Source organism: Geobacillus lituanicus (genome assembly GCF_050994965.1).
Lineage (GTDB): Bacteria > Bacillota > Bacilli > Bacillales > Anoxybacillaceae > Geobacillus > Geobacillus stearothermophilus.
Genome location: NZ_CP194773.1, coordinates 3,213,479 through 3,235,596, shown reverse-complemented (window position 1 = coordinate 3,235,596; position 22,118 = coordinate 3,213,479). Strand labels below are relative to the sequence as shown.

25 protein-coding genes are annotated in these 22,118 nt (G+C 49.1%); 18 read left to right on the top strand and 7 right to left on the bottom strand.

Translation table 11 applies throughout. The features are described 5' to 3' along the window. The first annotated feature begins 108 nt into the window (after positions 1-108). Together ACR1UW_RS16615 and ACR1UW_RS16610 are read left to right on the top strand one after the other, a co-directional pair. The gene (locus ACR1UW_RS16615; RefSeq protein ID WP_498934152.1) at positions 109-519 is read left to right on the top strand and encodes a hypothetical protein; all 411 of its coding nucleotides are present in this window, start codon (positions 109-111) and stop codon (positions 517-519) included. A 324-nt stretch (positions 520-843) separates the two neighbouring features. After that, a complete protein-coding gene (locus tag ACR1UW_RS16610) occupies positions 844-1,803 on the top strand; it encodes a DUF4046 domain-containing protein (RefSeq protein ID WP_498934150.1) in 960 nt (319 codons plus the stop codon). Between the two features lie 137 nt (positions 1,804-1,940). Here ACR1UW_RS16610 and ACR1UW_RS16605 read toward each other — a convergent pair whose 3' ends face one another. Continuing rightward, on the bottom strand, positions 1,941-3,077 hold the full coding sequence (locus ACR1UW_RS16605) for an IS110-like element ISGka2 family transposase (protein ID WP_014195317.1): 1,137 nt from the start codon (positions 3,075-3,077) through the stop codon (positions 1,941-1,943). Between the two features lie 235 nt (positions 3,078-3,312). Between ACR1UW_RS16605 and ACR1UW_RS16600 the strand changes: the two genes are divergently transcribed. Then, positions 3,313-4,005: a hypothetical protein gene (locus ACR1UW_RS16600; RefSeq protein ID WP_498934149.1), complete on the top strand. Its 693-nt coding sequence runs from the start codon at positions 3,313-3,315 to the stop codon at positions 4,003-4,005. Positions 4,006-4,245: 240 nt separating this feature from the next. Here the strand turns inward: ACR1UW_RS16600 and ACR1UW_RS16595 are convergent, their stop codons facing one another. From ACR1UW_RS16595 to ACR1UW_RS16585, 3 genes are all read right to left on the bottom strand, one after another. Further along, positions 4,246-5,046, bottom strand: a complete 801-nt coding sequence (locus tag ACR1UW_RS16595) for an ExeA family protein (RefSeq protein WP_020961374.1) — start codon at positions 5,044-5,046, stop codon at positions 4,246-4,248. Further along, on the bottom strand, positions 5,039-6,289 hold the full coding sequence (locus ACR1UW_RS16590; RefSeq protein WP_047818978.1) for an IS481 family transposase: 1,251 nt from the start codon (positions 6,287-6,289) through the stop codon (positions 5,039-5,041). Before ACR1UW_RS16590 ends, ACR1UW_RS16595 begins: the two co-directional genes overlap by 8 nt. A 141-nt stretch (positions 6,290-6,430) precedes the next feature. Then, on the bottom strand, positions 6,431-6,994 hold the full coding sequence (locus tag ACR1UW_RS16585; protein ID WP_498932906.1) for a DUF6431 domain-containing protein: 564 nt from the start codon (positions 6,992-6,994) through the stop codon (positions 6,431-6,433). 246 nt (positions 6,995-7,240) lie between these two features. Here ACR1UW_RS16585 and ACR1UW_RS16580 point away from each other — a divergent pair, with 246 nt between their 5' ends. The 7 genes from ACR1UW_RS16580 (at position 7,241) to ACR1UW_RS16550 (ending at position 11,384) form a co-directional block, all read left to right on the top strand. Continuing rightward, on the top strand, positions 7,241-7,501 hold the full coding sequence (locus ACR1UW_RS16580; protein ID WP_033026284.1) for a hypothetical protein: 261 nt from the start codon (positions 7,241-7,243) through the stop codon (positions 7,499-7,501). Then, complete coding sequence (locus tag ACR1UW_RS16575) at positions 7,498-7,884, top strand: pepsin/retropepsin-like aspartic protease family protein (protein WP_033014989.1); 387 nt, start codon at positions 7,498-7,500, stop codon at positions 7,882-7,884. The genes ACR1UW_RS16580 and ACR1UW_RS16575 overlap by 4 nt, the downstream gene beginning before the upstream one ends. 303 nt (positions 7,885-8,187) lie before the next feature. Further along, positions 8,188-8,550, top strand: a complete 363-nt coding sequence (flaG, locus tag ACR1UW_RS16570) for a flagellar protein FlaG (protein WP_498934146.1) — start codon at positions 8,188-8,190, stop codon at positions 8,548-8,550. Between the two features lie 15 nt (positions 8,551-8,565). Beyond that, positions 8,566-10,077, top strand: a complete 1,512-nt coding sequence (locus tag ACR1UW_RS16565) for a flagellar hook-associated protein 2 (protein ID WP_498934144.1) — start codon at positions 8,566-8,568, stop codon at positions 10,075-10,077. 154 nt (positions 10,078-10,231) lie between these two features. Beyond that, positions 10,232-10,633, top strand: a complete 402-nt coding sequence (gene fliS, locus ACR1UW_RS16560) for a flagellar export chaperone FliS (protein WP_429905136.1) — start codon at positions 10,232-10,234, stop codon at positions 10,631-10,633. After that, complete coding sequence (gene fliT / locus ACR1UW_RS16555) at positions 10,633-10,986, top strand: flagellar protein FliT (protein WP_498934141.1); 354 nt, start codon at positions 10,633-10,635, stop codon at positions 10,984-10,986. The genes fliS and fliT overlap by 1 nt, the downstream gene beginning before the upstream one ends. 11 nt (positions 10,987-10,997) lie before the next feature. Continuing rightward, the gene (locus tag ACR1UW_RS16550) at positions 10,998-11,384 is read left to right on the top strand and encodes a DUF8042 domain-containing protein (RefSeq protein WP_096226162.1); all 387 of its coding nucleotides are present in this window, start codon (positions 10,998-11,000) and stop codon (positions 11,382-11,384) included. Between the two features lie 140 nt (positions 11,385-11,524). Here ACR1UW_RS16550 and ACR1UW_RS16545 read toward each other — a convergent pair whose 3' ends face one another. The 3 genes from ACR1UW_RS16545 to ACR1UW_RS16535 all read right to left on the bottom strand — a co-directional run bounded on the left by ACR1UW_RS16545 (position 11,525) and on the right by ACR1UW_RS16535 (position 13,581). Continuing rightward, on the bottom strand, positions 11,525-12,049 hold the full coding sequence (locus tag ACR1UW_RS16545) for a hypothetical protein (protein ID WP_498934139.1): 525 nt from the start codon (positions 12,047-12,049) through the stop codon (positions 11,525-11,527). Continuing rightward, a complete protein-coding gene (locus ACR1UW_RS16540; protein WP_033016485.1) occupies positions 12,042-13,289 on the bottom strand; it encodes an RNA-guided endonuclease InsQ/TnpB family protein in 1,248 nt (415 codons plus the stop codon). Before ACR1UW_RS16540 ends, ACR1UW_RS16545 begins: the two co-directional genes overlap by 8 nt. Positions 13,290-13,419: 130 nt before the next feature. After that, entirely contained in the window at positions 13,420-13,581 is a 162-nt protein-coding gene (locus ACR1UW_RS16535; RefSeq protein WP_235468614.1) for a hypothetical protein, read from the bottom strand. Between the two features lie 175 nt (positions 13,582-13,756). Between ACR1UW_RS16535 and hpf the strand changes: the two genes are divergently transcribed. From hpf to ftsX, 8 genes are all read left to right on the top strand, one after another. Then, the gene (gene hpf, locus ACR1UW_RS16530) at positions 13,757-14,305 is read left to right on the top strand and encodes a ribosome hibernation-promoting factor, HPF/YfiA family (RefSeq protein WP_328058503.1); all 549 of its coding nucleotides are present in this window, start codon (positions 13,757-13,759) and stop codon (positions 14,303-14,305) included. Positions 14,306-14,390: 85 nt separating this feature from the next. After that, positions 14,391-15,074 (top strand): hypothetical protein, encoded by a 684-nt coding sequence (locus ACR1UW_RS16525; RefSeq protein ID WP_498934136.1) that lies wholly within the window; start codon positions 14,391-14,393, stop codon positions 15,072-15,074. Positions 15,075-15,184: 110 nt separating this feature from the next. Then, positions 15,185-17,698 (top strand): preprotein translocase subunit SecA, encoded by a 2,514-nt coding sequence (gene secA / locus ACR1UW_RS16520; RefSeq protein WP_498934134.1) that lies wholly within the window; start codon positions 15,185-15,187, stop codon positions 17,696-17,698. 91 nt (positions 17,699-17,789) lie between these two features. Then, positions 17,790-18,894, top strand: a protein-coding gene (gene prfB, locus ACR1UW_RS16515) for a peptide chain release factor 2 (protein WP_145956593.1) whose coding sequence is annotated in 2 segments (ribosomal slippage) — positions 17,790-17,864 and positions 17,866-18,894 — 1,104 coding nt in all. Because the reading frame shifts where the segments join, the coding sequence is not laid out codon by codon here. 118 nt (positions 18,895-19,012) lie between these two features. Beyond that, a complete protein-coding gene (locus ACR1UW_RS16510; protein ID WP_498934132.1) occupies positions 19,013-19,876 on the top strand; it encodes a YitT family protein in 864 nt (287 codons plus the stop codon). Positions 19,877-19,939: 63 nt separating this feature from the next. Continuing rightward, entirely contained in the window at positions 19,940-20,272 is a 333-nt protein-coding gene (cccB, locus tag ACR1UW_RS16505) for a cytochrome c551 (RefSeq protein WP_498934130.1), read from the top strand. Positions 20,273-20,531: 259 nt separating this feature from the next. Continuing rightward, entirely contained in the window at positions 20,532-21,218 is a 687-nt protein-coding gene (gene ftsE, locus ACR1UW_RS16500) for a cell division ATP-binding protein FtsE (RefSeq protein WP_237420845.1), read from the top strand. After that, entirely contained in the window at positions 21,208-22,101 is an 894-nt protein-coding gene (gene ftsX / locus ACR1UW_RS16495; protein WP_498934128.1) for a permease-like cell division protein FtsX, read from the top strand. Before ftsE ends, ftsX begins: the two co-directional genes overlap by 11 nt. Positions 22,102-22,118 lie beyond the last annotated feature (17 nt).

Here is a 22,118-nt window from a genome sequence, read left to right as displayed (position 1 = left end):
TGACGCAAATGTTCATTTTCTTGAATGAGTTGATGAATGAGCTGTTTTTGTTGTTGAACTTTGCCGATTAAGCTCTCAACTGTAAATACAGCTTGTTGTACCGTCAACATGCGATTCACCTCCTTGTCTATCAGTATTCACATCATAGACAAGGAAAGAAGAAAATATTCAGCTCACTTTATGATGTGGCTGAATAGTTACCCATTTATTATTAAACATGAGTATATCTTAGAAAATTATTTGGTTGACTACATGTTTAAAAATCTGTTTCCAGTAGGCAAACAAAATGTATTGGATGATTATATTATGTTAGTTATTCATTATGCAATGATTAAACTGCATCTCATTGGAATGGCTCGATTTCATCGGGGATTGAATAAGGAGCTTGTATTGAAGTTGATTCAATCTTTTACTAAGGTTGTTGATCATAATTCATTGTATTTAAGTCGAGTGTATGAATTGTTAAAGAAAAATGAATTTACTACAATCAGTTATATGGCAATTTTAATCAATAATTAATTTTGTTGAAAAATAAAAGTTAGAAATAATCTACTTTCGTCAAAATCCTAATATAATTATTGAGAAAGAATACATTCTCCAGAGAAAGTTTTATATAGAAGAACGTGTTGCAAAACGCATAACGAATGCATAAATGCACATAAAAAATCCATCACCTTGGAAATTATATACAGTGACCAAAAAACAACTCTCCAAGGGGGACACTATCATGATTTCCAATTTGAACAATAAAAACGAGGAGTCTACTGATTAGTAGGCTCTATTTCTTTAAATTTTTTGAAACATATGTTCGTATTTATGTTATAATGAAATAGAGGTGATCATATGGATAATCTAAATTACTATCGAAGCATTCGTCCTTCTGAGCTAACTCAATTACCCGTTGTGAAGCTCTATAAGGAGCTCATCAGCGGAAAAAGAAAGGCGCTTCCTTCAGGTACGTGGGAAAAAGACGAAAATGTGATCATTATTGTCCGTTATGCATTAGAAGTGCATCTTGGTTTGAAGAAAGAACAAATCCCCAAGATCAACAGAGGCGTCATAAAGGAACAGAAGCTTTGGGGGGCTTTAAACCGTTTTAAATCTATTCGCAAATTAATTCAATTTGTATATCCTGGCCGATACGATGAATTTGATTTCGGCCGGGTGCCGATTAACTACTGGAACAATATTCAAAATATACGCGATCGATTGGAGTGGCATTTGCAAAGAGAAGGGACAAGGATCGAGGAGATACCGCAAAAAGTGAATCGTGATTTGTTGGTTAAATGGGGATTTTCTAACCCGCTAAAGCGATACGGTTATTCTCCGTTCCGCTTGATGAGTGCTTTATATCCTGGTATTTTTAAAGAAACTGATTTCAAAAAGATTCCTCAAGGTTATGCGAATGATAAGCAGTTTTTAAAAGAGCAATTTATGGACATGTTGCGAAAAGAAAATATTCCTCTCGAAGAAGCCCCAAAGAAAGTAACCCAACGAATGTTGCTTAAACACCGTTTTAGCGGCGCTTTAAAAAATCATCATGGCTCACCATCGAAGCTCATGTCGTACCTTTTTCCAGGTTTATTTTCTGCGGATCATTTTCATATGAGACCAAACGGATATTGGAAAGATATTTCGAATGTAAAGCGCGTCATCACAGATCTGATTGAAAAGGAAGGGATAGCTGAGGAAGATGTTCCAAAGTTTATGACGAAAAAAAGATTAATGCAGGAGGGATTAGGTGGACTGTTACATGAATATAACGGTTCGCCAATCGAAATTGTTAACGCTGTTTTTCCGTGAAAATCCCCACCACTTGGTGAGTGCGGTATACGCTCCTGATCCGTGAGGGTATACTGAAAATGGCCAAAAAAGGCAATAGGAAAGCAGAGGTGCCCGATTTTAGGCATCTCGTATAACCTGTCTGCCTTTTGGCTAGACTAAATAAGTTGTGGTTGGCGGAACGGCTCTTTGCGGGAGATCATGCAAAAGATGATCACCAACATCCGCCGAGCAATGGCGATGAGGGCTTTTTTCTTCCCGCACCGGGCCGCCAACGACCAAAACTTTCGGGACAAGGGATGCGTCTTGGATCGAGCTGCTGACCATGCCGCCTCGCATAACGCCGATCGGAGATGGGGATTGCCTTTTGTCGTGCGCGTGCTCTTTCGCTTTCCGGCGCTTTCATGGTTGCCGGGGGACAATCCAGTCCATGAAGCCGCCCGTTCCGGCGTTTCAAAGACGCTCATGTCGGTTCCCATCTCGGCGATGATGACGGCGGCGGTTTGTTTTTTCACTCCGGGCATGGTCATCAGCAGGTTCACTTCCTCGCGATACGGCTCGAGCAGGCGGTCGATGTGTTGGTCGACTTCTTCGATTAACTGCTCCAATTCCTCAACGTGTTTCCACAAGAGGCGAAGGAGACGGAGCTCGTGTTCGGTCAAGGTGCCGAGCAGCGAATCGTACACCGCTTGCTTTTTCTTTTTGAGCCTTCCGCGCAGGCATTGATCCAACTCGTCCTTGTCCACGTATCCCTTCTCCAGCAGCCGGGCGAGGATGTCTTTTCCGGAAACGCCGAAGAGATCGGAGAGGACCGAGCCGAGTTTGACATTGGAAGACTCGAGCACTTTTTGAATCCGGTTTTTCTCCGAAGTCAGCTGTCCGACCCACTTTTTGCGGAGGCGGGTAAAATCCCGCAATTCGCGAATATCCGCTGGGGGGACGAAACTTTTTTCAACGAGTCCATGGCGGAGCAGCTTGGCGATCCACTCGGCGTCAGAGACATCGGTTTTTCTTCCCGGGACATTTTTGATCCGCTGCGGATTGGCCAGTGTCAAGTCGACATAGCCCTCGAGGAAGGCGAAGACCGGTTTCCAATACACGCCGGTGGATTCCATGGCGACATGGGTAACGCCATGTTCTTCGAGCCACTCGAGCAGGTCACCAAGTCCCTTCGAGAACGTGGAGAAGGTTTGAATGTCCTTTTGAATGTGTCCATCTTCTTCCCATAGCGCGCAGGCGACGATGGTTTCGGCATGAACATCCAATCCTGCGCAGCGAGGATAGATGACATCCATGATGAAAATCCTCCTTTTCGATGATCGAGTGCGCAAACAGCGAATCCACGGGAGAAATGCGGCAGTTTTCCGTTCGTCGTCACCTTTCCTCCGCATCGGGAAAGGGCGGACAATGGGTGGTGCACCCAGTGGATTCAAACACTTTTCCGTACAGGGTCTAAGCCACCATTAAGCATAACGTCCTGTTGAACTGTTTGCGCCTATTCTTCATTATGGGAAGAAAAGGGGGATTTTCATGCCCGGGTGGAGAGCAAAAATTGCTCATGGAACTTTTCCGGGAAAATATGACATCATCGAGTTCCAGCGGGTGCCAAATCAATATTGGCACTCTCAAAAGAATAGAGTGCAAGCATTAAGAACTTTTTGTGAAAAAAGAAATATTGGCAGAGAATCGTTACCTCTTTTAAATCGTGCCTATTTTCAGAAACATTTCCCACGGTTTATCAGCATGGTCGATCGTCATTACGACAGCAAATTTTACCGTTGGATTATGGAATCATTCCCCGAATATACATTTCAGCCTGAGGAATTTAATTTGCTAGTTGGGATTGACGGGCAATTGTGTGATTCAAAAGAAGAACTAGAAATCCATAACTTTTTGATTCGCTCGGTCGTTGATGGGAAAGTGGAAAGAGAAGGATGTCGTTTTGTGAACCACGAATATGGCGAAGTATATATCCCTGACTGGGTGATCGAACAAAACGGCAGAAAGTGGATTGTCGAGTATTTCGGGCTATATGGTTCGACGCGTTACAAGTGGTACACGGAGAAGGCGGGCCGAAAAATGCAGTTTTACCATTCGCTCGCCGATTATACGTTGATTGTGATCATGCCTGATGATTTTCGGGAAAAAGGGTTTCAAAGAATTGTGTCCCTTTTGATTAGTAAGGGGGTGCAGCTTCATGTTCATTGCTCTCATTGTTACTAAAGGAGAGAAACTTTTAGTGTTAAAACTGTCATCTGTAAATTAGCACATTATTTCAGAATCACTTTTTCAAATTATTTCAGATGGATTCTGAAATAATGTGCAAAATTTTTGCGGATTGTTCCGGATTTTGCACATTCTTTCGGAACGTTTGCACGCTCTTTCAGATGAAGATTTCCAGCGCGCCTGATGGACCGATGGAAAAGAAAAAGCACAAAAGAGGCCGATTCGGCCCCTTTCGTGCTAATACCCCATTTCCTCTGCGGCCATGCGCACCACTTCTTCGTCAATGGCGTCCTTTTTCAGCTGATACCCGTATAACAGGCACGTCGTGGCCAACGTGTTGATCACCCGAGGCCATCCCCGCGACTGCAGGGCAATCGCCTCTAACGCCGATGGGGTGAAGATCGGATGCTTCGCCCCGGCCTGTTTCATCCGATGCTCGATGTAGCCCGCCACCTCTTCCCTCTCCAGCGGCCCCATCCGGTATCGCATGATGATCCGTTGGTCGAGAGGGTGGTGCTGATTGAGCCGCAGCTTCCCCTGTAAATGGGGCAGCCCGGCCAAAATCAAGACAAATGGGTTGGTCGAATCCATCTCAAAGTTGAACAAGATCGCGATGTCCTGTAAAAATGCATCCTTTGCTAAATGCATCTCGTCCAAAATGAACACCGGCGTGATCCGCCGTTCATGATACAATCGCTCGATCGCCTGCTGGATTTGGCGGAAGAGGTCTACCTTGCGGTACTTCGGTTCCTCTCCTAATCCCAAGGCCAAACCACGGTAAAAATCCATCACGCCTCCGGTGGATAACGGAAAGTAGACGACATGATACAATGATGGATTCAATGACTCTTTCAGCGCCCGAAGGGCGAACGTCTTGCCCGCCCCCGGCTCTCCGATCAACAGCCCGATCCCCCGGGTTCGTTTCACGTACTCCAGCGCCCGCAACGCTTCCTGAAATGACGCCCCTTGATACGCCTCAGACGGGTCGGTTTCTTTCGCAAACGGCTCCCGCGAAAGGGAGTAAAACGATTTATACACCGTGTTCTCCCTCCTTCGCCGGAATCGCCGCAAACGGGGACCGATGGCGTTTTACATAGGCGTTGTCCTCCAAACGAACCCGAACGGCCTCCGCCACCTTCCTTCCATCTTCGTACACATAGACGCCCCGTTCGTCATAGCGGAGTTCAATCGATTGCCCAATGAACCGGGGCGGCACTTCATACAGCTGCTTGTTCAAGGTGATCGTTCCATCGGCTTTGACCTTGCGGTGCTCCCGCTTCAGAAAAATCGCGTCCAGCCAATCGATGTCTTCGATCCACACCACTCGTTCCACTTGGGACTGAAACACCTCATGCGGCGTTTTCCCATCAAGCGAGGCGTGAGGTTTTCGATGATACTCTTCTTCAAGCCACTTCCAAAAACGCTCGTTCAACTCGTCAAGCGACTTCGGCGGATTCAGCTCCAACAGCGGATAAAACCGCGTCTGCACGGTGCGGAAGAACCGTTCGATTTTCCCCTTGCTTTGCGGATCATACGGCTGGGTGTGGATCAAGGTGATTCCCATCTCGGCGCACGCATACTGCAGCACCTCGGACCGATAAATTTTCCCGTTGTCCGAGTAAATGCGTTTCGGCTTCCCGCAACGAAGCACCGCTTCCTTCGTGACGATCCGCAGCCCGTCAAACTTCTCCGAAGGGAAAAATTGGGCATATGGCACTAACCGCGAGCAGTCATCGATATACGCGATCAAAAACGTTTTCTGGGCTTTCCCATGGACGCGAATCGTGGGTCCATGGGATAAGTCCCCTTGCCATAGCTCATTGATCTGGTCATACGCAAAACGCTTTCGCTCCGGCATCGGCAAGATTTCTTTTCCCACCAGGTTGTGTTTTTTCAACAATCGGTATATAGTAAAGTATGAGAGGGTGGTGGGAATGTCCCCCTGCTTGGTGAGTTGTTCGTAGAATAGGGTCACGGGCATGGTGGGATGTTCCTTCCTCAATGCTAGAATATGATCCTCATCATCGGGGGACAGACGTCTGGAGCGGCCGCGGTCCGAACGGCGCTTCGGCTTCAAGGCGTCGAAGCCCCCTTTTTTGTATCGGGCGCACCAATCCAGAATCGTCTTCGCCGCAATGGGTTTGTCCCCTTGATGAGGAATCGAATGCACTCGCCCGCCCACCTCATTCAAATACGCCTTGGGCTCCACCTGGCCATTCACCAACGGAGCGATCAGCCCGTACCGAAACAGCGCGATGTCGTGTCTCATCGATTCATCCATCCGGATCTCCTCCCTGTCTCCCTGTGATGTTGGACCGTCCCGGTCCCTCTGCCTCCTATCTTACGAAACGGCTCGAGATTCGTCGAGAGGAAGGGTTTGTGGGAACATCAACCATCTCCATTTTTGGTGTTAAGTAGAAAATCAGGAAGCAATTTGATCCGCAAACGGATGCCACCTCTCGTTTGTCCACAGGTCTTGGATGATCGAGCCCACCCCCCGTCCCTCCAAGGTCTGCATCCACCAAACCGCCCGTTCTGTTCTTGCGTTCCCTACAGGGCCGATGATCCCCCACCTTCTCGCCGCCGCGTGATGCAAGCGAGAGAGATTCCGTAAAAATCGTCGGACATAAAACAAGATGACCTCCTTGGTGGGAAAAACAACCTGTTTGGTCTTCGCTCCTTGCCTTGGCGTTTCGAACCATGCTTTGACCGCTTGCCAAATAACCGATCGTGTATATTGAACATACGGGAGGAGGAAAGAAGGCAGCACACTCACGGTTTTGCGACACTCTTGACAGCGATATCGTGCGATCCAAAGGTGATACTCCCCCTCTGCCGTCAACGCATAGCGTTGGTAGTATCCGTGACGATGCAAGGGGCGGCGGGATGAACAGTGGGGGCATTGGTTCACGTCGGGAAAATCGTTCCCTTTCCCACGATCCGTATACGTTTGAATGTCAATGCCAAAGTCGTGAAACTGGATCACACTTCCTCCCCCTCATTGAAACGAATGGAAATCTTTGTCCGAAACAATTCACAAAAAATTTAGCACATTCCTTCAGAAAAGGGGAGAGGGCTTTCTGAAAGAATGTGCAAAAAAATGGGCGTTTTGTGCTGAAATAAAATGATAATTTACAGTCATCGTTTAAATTAAAGATGTTGCTTTCTACGATTTTTTATATGTGTGTAAGGTGATTATTGATAAAATGATAATAAAAAGGGAGGCAAACAAATGAAATGGTCAGAGTTACGTAAGCAATATCCGAATCAATTTGTGTTGGTGGAGGCTATTTCGGCTTGTTCACAAAATGGCAAACGTATCATTAAGGAAATGGCAGTGATCGATCGGTATCATAGTGTGTCTGATGCATGGAATGGTTATAAACAGCAGCACAAAACTTTTCCGGAGAAAGAATTATATATTTTTCACACAAGTAAGGAGCAAATAGAGGTAGAAGAACAATATTTTATAGGGATTCGGGGGAGAGTATGAATATAAGAATAGAAAATGGATTACCTATTGTTTCTGTCGAAATAAAGTGTGGTGAAAAAACTGTTCTTTTAACAGACGTGTTGTTGGACACAGGTTGTGCTACGACCATTTTTGATACGGATGCACTCGCACAAATTGGTATCGAATTAGATATTATTAATGGAAGAACAAAACGAATGTACGGAGTAGGCGGATACAGCGAGATTTGTTATGAACAAATCGTAAACAACGTTATAATTGATGGAAAGGAGCTAGCATCATTTTTATTACAACTGGGAATGACTAAAGAAATATATGGTTTTGACGGAATTTTAGGCGTAGACTTTATGGAGAGAACGGGAATGATTATTGATTTTAAAAATTTCATTATTAAATATGGATAAAAGCAATGTTTGAGTTTTGCCAAGAATGTTTTGTGCTTATATTCCTCATCTTGTTTTTTTGTTTTAATGTGATTTTACTCTTTTATATTCCCCTTTTAAGTTTCTACTTCCCCCTCGTTAGTTTTTGCTTATGATACCCCCGCTATTTTCAACAATTGACAAGTATTATACACAAGAAATGAAATTATCATCATCTCCTGATTTTTATATGGATTGCATTTATTGTTCCCTCCCCCTTCACACTCCCTACGTTTCATCCGATATAAACCATAGAAATCGTCCAAACCAAAGGAGCGGATCCGGATGACGATTGAACGGGTGTCTTCTTCTTTCCTTTCATATGAGCCGACGCGAAGCGAACAGGTGCATCCAACCGTTGAACGCGCGGCAGTGCAGCCTCAAGAAGCGGGGGGTTCTGCTTCTTCCCTTTTTCAACCGCTTTCGGAAGAAGCTGTGGAGAAAGTGGTCAACGGCTTGAATGAGCTCGTGCAGGCGAGCCATACGTCGGTTCGGTTTGAGCTGCACAAAGAGTTGAACGAGTATTACGTGCAAGTAATCGATGAAAAGACGCATGAGGTGATCCGCGAAATTCCGCCGAAGAAGCTGTTGGATATGTACGCGGCGATGATGGAGTTTGTCGGTTTAATTGTCGATAAAAAAATTTAACGGTGGTGAGTGAATTTGGCAAGCAACATGCGCATTGGCGGTTTGGCGAGCGGCATGGATATCGACCAGATCGTCAAGGACTTAATGAAAGTGGAACGGATGCCGCTTGATAAATTGAAGCAGAAAAAGCAGCTGCTCGAGTGGCAGCGCGATGATTACCGGTCGATGAACACGTTGCTTCAGGGGCTTGACGACTACTTGTTTTCCAACATTACGCTCCAAAGCAGCATGTTCAAAAAAACCGTCTCGAGTTCGAACGAATCGGTCGTCACAGCGACGGCGGGCTCGAGTGCGGCGAATGTGGCGACGACGATTCAGGTCGATCGGGTGGCCACATCGGCCGTCTGGCTGTCCGATGCTACGAAAAGGGTGGATAAAGATAAAGCGAGTTTCTCGGTAGACGCCGATGTCACGCTGACGATCAACGTGACAAACGGAGATGGGACGAAGAAGCAGGCGGCGATCACGGTGAAACAAGGAACGACGCTCGATGGGGTGATCGCCCAACTCAACAGCAACCTAGATCTTGGCGTCAGCGCGTTTTACGATGAAAAAACCGGGCGGATTTCGATCATGAAAAAAGACACGGGAGCGCAAGCGGGTCTGGTGCTCGCCGATCAGGCGACGGCTGACTTTTTTGCGCAAAAGCTTGGGTTTACGGGAGCCGCGGCAGGGCAGGATTTGACAGGAAAAACAGCGGGGCAAGACGCTCAAGTGACGTTGAACGGCTTGCGAACGACCCGCTCGTCGAATACATTTACGATCAACGGTGTGACGTATACGGTGAAAGGGACGGGCACGGCGACGGTGTCGGTGGAGACGGATGTGGACGCGATGTTTAACGCCATTAAAGGGTTTGTTGACAAATACAACGACACAATCGCCAAAATCAACGCCGAGCTGAAAGAAGAGCGCTACCGCGACTATCGGCCGCTCACCGATGAGCAAAAAGAAGCGATGACGGAAAAGCAAATCGAGCTGTGGGAAGAAAAGGCGCGGAGCGGAATGCTTCGCGGCGATTCGATTTTGTCGAGCGCCTTAAGCCAAATGCGGATGAATGTGTACACGAAAGTCGAAGGGGCGAACATTCCAAGCGGGTTCTCGCAGCTCGCGCAAATCGGGATTACGACGTCGTCGAATTACCTTGACGGTGGGAAGTTGATCATTGACGAGACGAAGCTGCGGGAGAAAATCAAGGAAAACCCGGATGCCGTCTATCAACTGTTTAACCAAGACGGGGCGACGGATGCGGAAAAAGGGATCGCCCGCCGCCTGCGTGATACGATCAAGGCGACGATCGGGAAGATTGAGCAAAAAGCGGGGAAGACGATTTGGACGAACCAGCAGTTTGCGATCGGGCGCGATTTAATCGAAATCAATGACCAAATTGACCGGTTTCAAGATCGGCTGAAACAGATTGAAGACCGCTACTATCGCCAATTCACGGCGATGGAAGAGGCGATTCAGCGCGCCAACCAACAAAGCATGTACTTGATGAACGCCTTTGGCGGCGGCATGCAGGGGTAAGCGGTTTGAAGGCTCAGGCGCTGTCGCGGTGACAGTGGGGGAAGAAGCGACCACGCTCACGGATGGCAACAGATGAAGGGCGTTCGGCGCGGCCCGTTGAATCAGATGATGGCTTTGCGATGGGGTGAACATCATAGAAGAGGAGTGATGGAAGATGGCGACAAACAATCCGTATCAACACTACCAAGCGAACGCTGTGCAGACGGCGTCGCCTGGGGAGTTGACATTGATGCTGTATAACGGGTGCTTGAAGTTTATCAAGCTTGCGCGCCAGGCGATGGAAGCGGGCGATGTGGCGGCGCGCAATGAGAACTTGATTAAGGCGCAAAACATCATTTTGGAACTGATGAAGACATTGAAGATGGAGTATGAGGTTGCGAAGTCGATGATGACGATGTATGACTACATTTACCGCCGTCTGATCGAGGCGAATGTGAAAAGCGATGCGGCGATTTTGGATGAAGTGGAAGGGTATGTCGTCGAGTTTCGCGATACGTGGAAGCAAGTGATTCAGCTCCATCGGCAGCGCCAATATGCGGAAGGCGGGCAGGCGTAATGGGCGTGGTGCATGATGTGTGGCGGGTGACGAAGGAGCTGCTGGAGGCGACGGCGTTGCCGTGGCCGTCTGAGGATCGGGAAGAGCGGCTTCGGACGGTTGATCGATTGCTTCAGGAGCGCCAGGAGCTCCTTTGGAAGCTACGTCCGCCGTACAGCGAGGAAGAGCAGCGGCTTGGCCGCGAGATCGTTGCTTGGAATGAAGAAATTGAGAGGCGGCTTCACCGCGTGGGTGATGAGATTCGAAACGATTTGCGCATGGCGGGGGCGAAGCGGCAGGCGAACGCCTGCTACGTTCATCCGTACGAGCAGCCGCTTTCGATTGACGGGATGTTTTACGACAAACGGCGATAGGTGGAATGGATATGGCAAAATTGACGAGTGACGCGCTGGACATCATCCGCCAATACGCAGCGTTGCTCGAGACAGTCGAAGAAGGGCTCGATTATGTGGAGGCGAGTTTTTCTGACCCGCGGCGGATGCATGCGGATGTGTTGCTGGCGGATCTTTTATTGGCGCTTGGGAAAATCGGTGAGACGAACGTTTATTTATGCCAGCTGTTCGCTGACGAGAGCGATTTGATCGGCCATATCGAACGGTTTGCGGATGTGCTGGAAGCGGCAGCGGCGCTTGACGGGCAATTTTCCGATGCGGCGGCGAAAGAGCGCATTGTCTGTGGACGGTTGTCGCCGGCGTTTCAGGCGTGGAAGAGTGCGATGGAGAGCGGTCTGCGGCGGTATGTTGTGCAGTGAAGAACGAACGGCGGTGCTTTGCCAGCCGTGCAAGCGAAAGCGGGTGTCCTCTTGCTGGAATCGAGGGCACCCGCTTTTGTGCGGCAGGGCGAATGAAACCGGCATTCGTTCGCCTGTTTTTGCCGTGAGCGGCAAAAGAGTCAAACGGCCTTGACAATGGTGATGTTCATCTCTTTCCGCAAGTCGATTTCATACGGGCTTTTCAGCTCCTCGCCCGCTGGATTTTTGATGACGCGGACGGTGGGGCGGAGCGGGAAGCCCGGAAACACTTGCGAGACGACGCCGACTTCCCCGGTGTTGAGCTTGACGGTCGTGGCGACGTTGACCGAATGGTGGAAAAAGTAGCCGTTTGAGATGACCAAATCCGACAAGTTGATGAGCAAATCTTCTTGTTTGAGCAAATAATCCAAAATGTCTTTGAACACGTTTTCGTACTCTTTTCCCAAATCGAGGGAAGACACGCGGCTGAGCAGCTTTTTTTGCTCGATCAAGGCCGTCATTGTCTCATACACTTTTTTCACCGCCTGTTGGCGCACGGTCGGGCTGATGAGCGGGCGCGGGCGGATGTCATAGGTTTGTTTGTCGTCAATGTGAACTACCCCACTTAATTTTCTAGCGAAAATTTGAAGTGGGGGCTTCCAAAGAAGTTTGACTGCTTCAAGCAATCCTTATTCTTTGAGGCGTGTCCACTTCGCCGCTAGAGCATAAGACACTCAGGTCTACAGCTTTACTTTTCTTTAAGATGTTTAATGCGCCATTGACATCAGCATTAATTAGTTTGCCAGACTTTGTTCGATACAAGCCGCGCTTAATACGTTTGCCGCTGAACTTATATTCTTTTGGATTGTCGGCATTATATTCAGGAATCTCATCGCCGTCAAAAAAGCTGGCTTGAGACGTATAGGATTCTTCCTGTTTCAAGAATTCAATGCCGTAAAATTCACAAAGATATTCTAGTTTTTCTTTTATGTTACCGAGAGGAATATTGACAAAGTTTTGATTTGTCTTTTTTCCTAGATTAATATTGCGTTGCCATGTTTCCGCATAGCCAATGACAAGTTTGCCAATTTGATTTTCAATACAGTAGTTAATGATGTAACGGCAAGTCTTGTTGATATAATCATTCACTTTATTATTGCGATTCATAGCAAGCAAAGCCTGTTTACGAGTGGTGCCTTTGATTTTTTGCTTATCTTTTATGCTTTGAAGTCTGGCATTTTCTTTGTTAAACCATTGATTTATACTTTTTAATCTCCGCCCATCAATGATGAATGATCTGCCGTCTGATGTGACACAAGTGGCAAGATTGTTTAATCCTAAATCAATTGCCAGTGCTTTTTGGTCGTTTAATTCTCTTTGATCTTCAGGCATTTCATATTTGTACTGAATCTCAAAGAACCTGGCATGATGCTTAGGAATGATTTCAATCTGCTTAATCTTTTTGTCCAGTAACACAGGCGGAATCGTTATCGTGATAGGCTTGTGAGTCTTTTTAAATAGGCGAGAATACGGTATCGTGAATTTGTTGCCGTCTATACGAATCTGGCCAATGATCAGTGAATGAAAGCCATCTTTTTTAAGATATTTTGGAATACTGATAGCCTTGTGGTCATATTTTCCTTGTTTGGCAAGACTGATCAAACCAAAGAAAGATTTAAAGGCTTCATTGACCTTTTTTAAAATTTGCTGTGCCATGTTGCTGTTTAACAGCTTATAGTTTTCGTTAGTTTTGGCAAGATGATAATTTTTCTCATAATTAAGAAATTCCTTGTGTTCAAAATAGTATTGTCTGACATTGTACAATCCGACGTTGTACATGTTCTTGGCAATATGGCACAGTTCTCGAAGAGTCAAGTATTCTTCTTTGGTCAAACCATTTAGCTGTTGTTTGATACAAAAATACATTTTTTCACCTCCCATCTAACTATATTATACTATATTTTACTGAATCTATCCTATTTTCAGCAAAATATAGTTAAGGCGATTCATCTCCCACTTACTCCGCTTTGCTTCGTTGAAGTGGGAGTCTTCTCGCCTAATTAAGATAAATGTATTGAACCCCTTTTTGCGCCAACGAGCGGATGTAGCCGCTGGTCAGCCGTACGCCGCGCGACAAAAGGACGCTGCCGTTGGCGGCGAACAAGTCGACAGCGAGCACGTCGCCGCTTTTTGCATGGGAAATATGGATTTTTCGCATTGTTCACACACTCCGTACTTTCCACACCGATTAAGAAAAAACGCCCATGCCTATTTTACCATATTTTCCTATGATTTTCACAAAATCTTCGAAAATATTTTTGATTGAAGCAGGGGTTTGATGGGTAATAAAAGAATGTAGGGATCTATAGTTTGAAAATAAGGAGTGGTCAGCGATGATGTATCACATTCGCGGGGAAAACATCGAAGTCACGCCAGCGCTACGCGAGTACGTGGAGAAAAAAATCGGCAAGTTGGAGCGCTATTTCGACCGCACCGATGACGTGAATGTCCATGTCAATTTAAAAGTCTACAACGATGGACAAGGGAAAATCGAAGTGACCATTCCGATGCCGCATTTGTTGCTGCGCGCTGAAGAGCGCCATGAGGATATGTATGCGGCGATCGATTTAGTGACGGATAAACTGGAGCGGCAAATCCGCAAACATAAAACGAAAGTCAATCGGAAGCTGCGCGACCGCGAGAAAGAAGCGAAGCTGGCCGCCCCTGTGCCAAGCGGCGCTGCTGCGGCGGAGAACGACGAGGAATTTGAAATCGTGCGCACGAAACACTTCAGCTTGAAGCCGATGGACAGCGAAGAAGCGATTTTGCAGATGAATTTGTTGGGGCACAACTTCTTCATTTTTACGAATGCCGAGACGAACCGGACGAACATCGTCTACCGCCGCAAAGACGGAAAATACGGATTGATCGAGGCGAATTAAACGGTTGCCTCTTGTGCGCATCCCCTGCTTTTTTGGGCAGGGGATGTTATAATATGCATGAGAAAAATCAAAATGGGGGAGAGCAATGGAGGAATTGTTGCGTCAAATTTTGTCCAAGTTGGACAACATGGAAAAAGGGTTTTTGGTGTTCCAAGAAGAAACTCGCCAACGGTTTGAGCAGATGGATGGCCGTTTGACGGAGATGAACGGACGCCTCGTCGGCCTCGAACGGGAAATGGGCGCAGTGAAAGAGCGGTTAGACCGTATGGAAACGCGGTTGGACGGCGTAGAGGCCCGATTGGACGGCGTAGAGACCCGGTTGGATGGTGTAGAGTTCCGATTGGACGGCGTGGAAACGCGGTTGAATGGCGTAGAAACCCGATTGGACAGCGTGGAAACGCGGTTGAATGGTGTAGAGACCCGCTTGGACGGCGTGGAAACGCGGTTGAATGGTGTAGAGACCCGCTTGGACGGCGTGGAAACGCGGTTGAATGGTGTAGAGACCCGCTTGGACGGCGTGGAAACGCGATTGGGCGGCGTAGAGACCCGATTGGATGGCGTGGAAACGCGGTTGAATGGTGTGGAAACTGAATTGGAGGAAGTGAAAGAGACGCTTCATCGGGTCGAAACGCAGCTTGTGGATGATGTGCAAATCTTGCTTCGCAAAATTCATGAAAAAGTGGAGGAGAAAAGTTTTGAAATTTATGCGCTGAATCGGCGCCTTCACCATGCGGAAGCGGCGATTGAGCAACTTCAGTCCAAGTTGTGATCCCCTCTCTTGGACATGCCCCCTCTTGAAGCCTGTGCAACAGTTGTCACTGATCCCTGTATAATGATATGATGAAGAAGTGAGTCCATGAAAAATAAGGAGCGTTTCCTATGCTTGGAGTCTTAAAAAAAGTATTTGACCCGAACAAGCGTCAGTTGGCAAGGCTTGAGAAAATTGCCGATCAAGTCGACGCGCTCGGTCCGGAGATGGCCCGACTGTCCGATGAACAGTTGCGGCAAAAAACTGAGGAATTCAAAGCCCGCTACCAACAAGGCGAATCGCTCGATGATTTGCTTGTCGAGGCGTTTGCCGTTGTGCGCGAAGGGGCGAAGCGCGTCCTCGGTTTGTACCCATATAAAGTGCAAATTATGGGCGGCGTCGTTTTGCATGAGGGCGACATCGCCGAGATGAAAACGGGTGAAGGGAAAACGTTGACGGCGACGATGCCTGTCTATTTGAACGCCTTGACGGGGCGCGGCGTGCATGTCGTGACGGTCAACGAATACTTGGCGACGCGCGATGCGACGGAAATGGGCAAACTGTATGAGTTTTTAGGCATGACCGTCGGGTTGAACTTAAGCGGCATGTCGCGCGAGGAGAAGCAGGCGGCGTACAACGCCGACATTACGTACGGAACGAACAACGAGTTTGGCTTTGACTATTTGCGCGACAACATGGTGCTCTATAAAGAGCACATTGTGCAGCGGCCGCTCTATTATGCGATCATCGACGAGGTCGACTCGATTTTGATCGATGAAGCGCGGACGCCGCTCATCATTTCAGGGACGGCGCAGAAGTCGACCAAGCTGTATGTGCAGGCGAACGCGTTTGTCCGCACGCTGCGCAAAGATGTCGATTACACATACGATGAAAAAACGAAAAGCGTCCAGCTGACGGAAGAAGGAATCAACAAAGCGGAGCGCGCGTTTGGCATCGACAACTTGTTTGATTTGAAGCACGTGACGCTCAACCACCATATTCAGCTGGCGCTGCGGGCGCATGTTGTGATGCAGCGCGATGTCGACTACGTCGTGCAAGACGGAAAAGTGATCATCGTCGACCCGTTCACCGGGCGCTTGATGCACGGCCGCCGCTACAGCGATGGGCTTCATCAAGCCATTGAGGCGAAAGAGGGGCTCGAGATTCAAAACGAGTCGATGACCTTAGCCACGATCACGTTCCAAAACTATTTCCGCATGTATGAAAAACTCGCGGGGATGACGGGGACGGCGAAGACGGAAGAGGAAGAGTTCCGCAATATTTACAACATGCGCGTCGTCGTCATTCCGACGAACCGCCCGGTGATCCGGGAGGACCGTCCGGATTTGATTTATCGGACGATGGAAGGGAAGTTCCGCGCCGTGGTCGAGGACATCGCCGCCCGCCATGCGAAAGGGCAGCCGGTGTTGGTCGGCACGGTGGCGATCGAGACGTCGGAGCTGTTGTCGGAGATGTTGAAAAAACGCGGCATCCCGCACAACGTCTTAAACGCGAAAAACCATGCGAAAGAGGCGGAGATCATCGCCCAAGCAGGACAAAAAGGCGCGGTGACGATCGCGACGAACATGGCCGGGCGCGGGACGGACATTAAGCTTGGCGAAGGGGTCAAGGAGCTTGGCGGATTGGCCGTCATCGGCACGGAGCGGCATGAAAGCCGGCGGATTGACAACCAGCTGCGCGGCCGCTCGGGACGCCAAGGCGACCCTGGGGTGTCGCAGTTCTATTTGTCGCTTGAGGATGAATTGATGCGCCGCTTCGGTTCCGAGAGCTTGATGGCGATGATGGACCGCTTGGGAATGGACGATTCGCAGCCGATCCAAAGCAAAATGGTGACGAAAGCGGTCGAGTCGGCGCAAAAACGGGTCGAAGGCAACAACTTCGACGCCCGCAAGCAACTGCTTCAATATGACGATGTCCTGCGCGAACAGCGGGAAATCATTTACCGCCAGCGTTTTGAAGTGCTTGATTCCGACAACTTGCGCGGCATCATTGAAAACATGATCCGCTCGGTCATTGAGCGCGCCGTTCATGCTCATACGCCGAAAGAGGACTTGCCGGAAGAGTGGAATTTGAAAGGGCTCGTCGATTACGTAAATGCCCATCTGTTGCCAGATGGCGATGTGACGGAGGGCGATTTGCGCGGCAAAGAGCCCGAAGAGATGATCGAGCTCATTTGGTCGAAAGTGAAGGCGCGCTATGATGAGAAAGAAGCGCAAATCCCGCCTGAACAAATGCGCGAGTTTGAACGCGTCGTCGTCTTGCGCGCCGTCGATATGAAATGGATGAACCATATCGACGCGATGGAGCAGCTCCGCCAAGGCATTCATTTGCGTGCGTACGGGCAAGTTGACCCGCTGCGCGAATACCAAATGGAAGGCTATGCGATGTTTGAAAACATGATTGCCGCGATCGAAGAGGAAGTCGCGACGTACATCATGAAAGCGGAAATCAATCAAAACCTCGAACGCCAAGAAGTGGCGAAAGGCGAGGCCGTGCATCCGAAAGAAGACGGCGAAGAGCCGAAGCGAAAACCGGTCCGCAAGGCGGTGCGCGTCGGCCGCAACGAACCGTGCCCGTGCGGGAGCGGGAAGAAATATAAACATTGTTGCGGAAGAACGGTGTAACGGTTTATAAATAATAGGGGGGCGCTGCCTCCCTTTTGAATGGCAGATATGAACCATTGACATACTATATTCATGATGAGGTGAGGACAACATGATCGATTTGGTGGAAATTAAGCAAGAGCTTGAGAAAATGGCTAAGCGATTAGCGGAAATTAGGGGGTCTCTTTGACCTCGAAGCGAAGCAGGCGCGCATTCGCGAATTAGAGGAGCAAATGGCCGCGCCCAACTTTTGGGATGATCAAAAGGCGGCGCAGGCGGTTATTTCGGAAGCGAATGCGCTTAAAGATCTCGTCGAGGAATTTTCTTCACTGGAAGAACGGTTTGACAACTTGGAAGTGACGTACGAATTGCTCAAGGAGGAGCCGGATGACGAGCTCCAAGCTGAGCTGGTCGAGGAAGCGAAAAAGCTGACAAAAGACTTCAGCGAGTTTGAGTTGCAGCTGCTGCTCAATGAGCCGTACGATCAAAACAACGCTATTTTGGAGCTCCACCCGGGCGCGGGCGGCACGGAGTCGCAAGACTGGGCGTCGATGTTGTTGCGCATGTACACGCGCTGGGCGGAGAAAAAAGGGTTCAAAGTCGAGACGCTCGATTACCTCCCGGGTGAGGAAGCCGGGATTAAAAGCGTCACGCTGCTCATTAAAGGGCATAACGCTTACGGCTACTTAAAAGCGGAAAAAGGGGTGCACCGCCTTGTGCGCATCTCCCCGTTTGATGCCTCGGGCCGCCGCCATACGTCGTTCGTCTCGTGCGAAGTCGTGCCGGAGATGGATGATAACATTGAAATTGAGATCCGGCCGGAAGAGCTGAAAATCGACACGTACCGCTCGAGCGGCGCGGGCGGGCAGCACGTCAACACGACCGACTCGGCCGTGCGCATCACTCACTTGCCGACTGGCATTGTCGTGACGTGTCAGTCGGAGCGGTCGCAAATTAAAAACCGCGAAAAAGCAATGAACATGTTGAAGGCGAAGTTGTACCAAAAGAAACTCGAGGAACAGCAGGCCGAACTCGCTGAGCTGCGCGGCGAGCAAAAAGAAATCGGCTGGGGCAACCAAATTCGTTCGTACGTCTTCCATCCGTATTCGCTTGTCAAAGACCATCGGACGAACGTTGAGGTCGGCAACGTGCAAGCGGTGATGGATGGGGAAATTGATGTGTTTATTGACGCGTATTTGCGTGCGAAGTTGAAGTAAAGGGCGATCATCGGATCGTCCTTTTTTCCTTTAGCATAGCAGACCATTATCGCGTTAACCGGCTGTCATTTACTTGCCAAAACGGGCATGCTATACTCACAGAGGAAGGTGGGGAAGCATGCGGAAGCGAAGAGAGAAGACCATGCCTCCGGCGGTGGAGGCGGCTTTGGAGTATGCGTATGTTCTGATCGGCGCGGCAGTTGTCGCGGTGGCGTTTAACGTGTTTTTGCTGCCGAATCGGATCGCCTCGGGCGGGGTAAGCGGCGTGAGCACGATTATGCACGCGCTGTTTGGCATTGAGCCTGCCTACGTCCAATGGGCGCTCAACATTCCGCTCTTTATCGCTGGCGTTGTGCTGCTAGGCCGGCAGTTTGGCGTCAAGACGTTTGTCGGGACGGTGTTTTTGCCGTTGGTCGTCTACATGACGAAAGGGATGGAGCCGGCGACGACGAATCCGCTTCTTGGCGCGATCTTTGGCGGTATCGGTGTCGGGCTCGGCCTTGGCATTGTATTTCGCGGCCGCGCTTCGACGGGTGGCACCGATTTGGCGGCGCAAATCATCCATAAATATACCGGGCTGTCGCTCGGCATGTGTGTGATTTTGATTGACGGCTTGATCGTGTTGACCGCGGCGTTTGTCTTTGACATTGAGCGAGCGCTCTACGCGCTGATCGCCTTGTATGTGACGAGCAAAACGATCGACCTCGTCCAAGTCGGGCTTGGCTATTCGAAAATTGCCTTGATTATTACCAATGAAGAGGAAAAAGTGCGCCGCGCCATTTTGCACGAAATCGATCGCGGGGTGACGCGGCTGCCGGCGTACGGTGGTTACACCGAACACGAACGGCCGGTGTTGATGTGCGTCGTCGCGCAATCCGAGTTCACGAAATTGAAACAATTGGTCCGAACCATTGATCCGACAGCGTTTGTCGTCGTGGCCAACGCCGTCGAAGTGCTTGGAGAGGGATTTCAACGTACATAAAACGGAAAAAATCGGTTATAATAAAAGAGAATGAAATTTTTGTTTTCTGGGGGGGAGTTCGCCATGAAGTGGAAGTTGGCTGCGATGTTCCTTGGCGTTTCGCTCGCGCTTGCCGCGTGCGGCGGTGGCGGGGACAACGCTGGGAACAACAACGGCAACAATGGTGGAGGGGATACCGCCGCGTCCGCCGAGCAAATTTATAAACAAAACTGTGCGTCCTGTCATGGACAAGACTTGTCGGGCGGGGTCGGCCCGAACTTGCAAAAGGTTGGAAGCAAGTATTCGAAAGATCAGATTAAAGACATTATCGCCAACGGCCGCGGCGCGATGCCGGCAGGAATCATTAAAGGGGAAGACGCCGACAAAGTGGCGGAATGGCTGGCTGCGAAAAAATAATGGACGGATGTTTCTGACTCTTTGAAAGGAAAAGATCGTTTCATTCAAGGAAGGTGCACCGCCTTGTTCGCTTAAGAACAGGGCGGTGTTTGCTTTTTTGAATCTTTTGTCCTAGTTTCTCCATTGTTCCCCATTTGAAATATAAATGTAAAATTCGACAATAGAAAATCGTGTTATAATAATCCCTGCGGAATTTTGCAGGATTCATTCGAAACAGCTCGAGAAATGGCAACAGGAAAGTCGAAAATAGGTGATGATGATGATTGAAATGCAAGATGTATACAAAACGTATCCAAACGGCGTTGTGGCGCTAAACGGCATCAACGTTCGCATCAAGCAAGGAGAATTCGTCTATGTCGTTGGACCCAGCGGAGCTGGGAAGTCGACGTTTATTAAGATGATGTACCGCGAGGAAAAGCCGACGAGCGGCAAAATCATCGTCAATGGCGTGAACCTCGCTAAAATCAAAGACAGCAAAGTCCCGTTGCTGCGCCGCAACATCGGCGTTGTGTTTCAAGATTTCAAGCTGCTTCCGAAGCTCAATGTCTATGAAAATGTGGCGTTTGCGTTGGAAGTCATTGAAGAATCGCCGAAAGCGATCCGCCAAAAAGTGATGGAAGTACTCGACTTAGTCGGCCTCAAACATAAAGTCCGCTCTTACCCGAACGAACTGTCCGGGGGCGAACAGCAGCGCGTTTCGATTGCCCGCTCGATTGTCAATTCCCCCAAAATCGTCATTGCCGATGAACCAACAGGGAACTTGGATCCAGAAACGTCATGGGGCATTATGGAGTTGTTTGAGAAAATCAACGACCGGGGCACAACAATTGTGATGGCGACCCACAACAAAGAGATCGTCAACGCGACCCGGCGGCGCGTCATCGCCATCGAAAACGGAAAAATTGTCCGTGACGAGGCGAAGGGGGAATACGGTTATGACGCTTAATACGTTCAAGCGCCACGTTCGGGAGAGCATGAAAAGCCTTGGCCGCAACGGTTGGATGACGTTTGCGTCCGCGAGCGCCGTCACGGTGACGCTGTTGCTTGTCGGTGTCTTTTTTGTCGTCATGTTCAACATCAACCATTTTGCCCAGAAAGTCGAAAACGATGTCGAAATTCGCGTCCATATCGAGCTGACGGCCGACAACCAGCAAAAAAACGCTTTGCGCCGGCAAATTGAAGCCATTCCAAACGTCAAGGAAGTGCGCTATTCATCAAAGGACGAAGAGCTGAAGCGGCTGATCAAAAGCATGGGGGACGAAGGCTCGTCGTTCCGCTTATTTGAACAGGACAACCCACTAAGCGATGTATACGTCGTGAAAGCGACCCATCCGCAAGATACAGTGAAAATCGCCAAACAAATCGAAACATTGCCGTTCGTTCATAAAGTCAATTATGGCCAAGGGACGGTCGAGAAGCTGTTTGACGCGCTGAAAGTGGCGCGCAACGTCGGGCTCGTGCTCATTCTCGGATTGTTGTTTACGGCGATGTTTCTCATTTCCAACACGATCAAAATTACGATTTTCGCCCGCCGCCGCGAGATTGAAATTATGCGGCTCGTGGGCGCGACGAACGGGTTTATCCGCTGGCCGTTCTTTTTGGAAGGGCTATGGCTTGGAATGCTCGGCGCTCTCTTCCCGATCGCGGCGCTTTCGATCGTGTACTACAACGTGTATCAGGTGTATGAACAGTGGGTTTCCTTGCCGTTTTTTGAACTTCTTCCGTTTTCGCCGTTTATGTGGCAGTTAAGCGCACTGCTGCTGGCGATTGGCGCGGGCATCGGCATTTGGGGAAGCGTTATGTCTGTGCGCAAGTTTTTAAAAGTATAAATGATAGAAAGGGAGAG